Annotated in this window: 1 protein-coding gene; it reads left to right on the top strand. The window is 46.3% G+C overall.

Annotated elements, in window-relative coordinates:
• Window positions 1-657 (top strand): hypothetical protein (locus ACYQ1H_RS15525; protein WP_460028942.1); only part of this gene is annotated, 657 nt, incomplete at both ends.

The following is a 657-nucleotide window of genomic DNA, read 5'->3' as shown; positions in this document are numbered from 1 at the left end:
AAGACACCAACGACCGCCTCGATGCTCTGAAAAAAGCTCAGCAGGAAGCCCTGCTAAAGCTTTCGGAGATGGGTTCCAAGGCTCTTGTTGAGGCTTTGCGAGATGTCATCAAAGACTTCAACGCTAAGCTCACGGAGCAATTTGGAGATAACTTCAAACAACTCAATGAGGCAGTGGGGCGACTTTTGGTCTGGCAAGATCAATACAAAGCTCAGATTGAAGCCATGGCCGAGCGCCACACTGACATTATCGGCTCAATGAAGGTGGCTTCGGATAATTATCAAAAATTGGTGACTGAAGCAGCGCGCTTCACTGCGATTTCTGCTGATCTCGCGGAGCTACTGACTGCCCTAGAAACGCAAAAGCAGCAACTGACAGGTATGTTGGAATCTCTAGCTGATTTGCTTAAGGCGGCTTCTGGAAGCTTACCCGAAGTAGAGAAGAAGGTAATGGAGCTCACCAAACAGCTTACGCGGTCGGTGGAAACTAATCAGAAAGAAGTCAGTAAGGCATTAGCAGAAAACGTACAACTAATCAGAACCTCGATTCAGAACGTTGGACAAGACTTTTCCAAGATCAACCAAGATTTCAACAAGCATTTAGGAGATATGGCAGAAAAAACTAACAAACAAGTTTCCGCACTAGACGCTGCTTTAG

The organism is Methyloparacoccus murrellii (genome assembly GCF_054657115.1).
The sequence above is the reverse complement of the archived record's forward strand: the minus strand, read 5'-3'. Positions and strand labels throughout refer to the sequence as shown.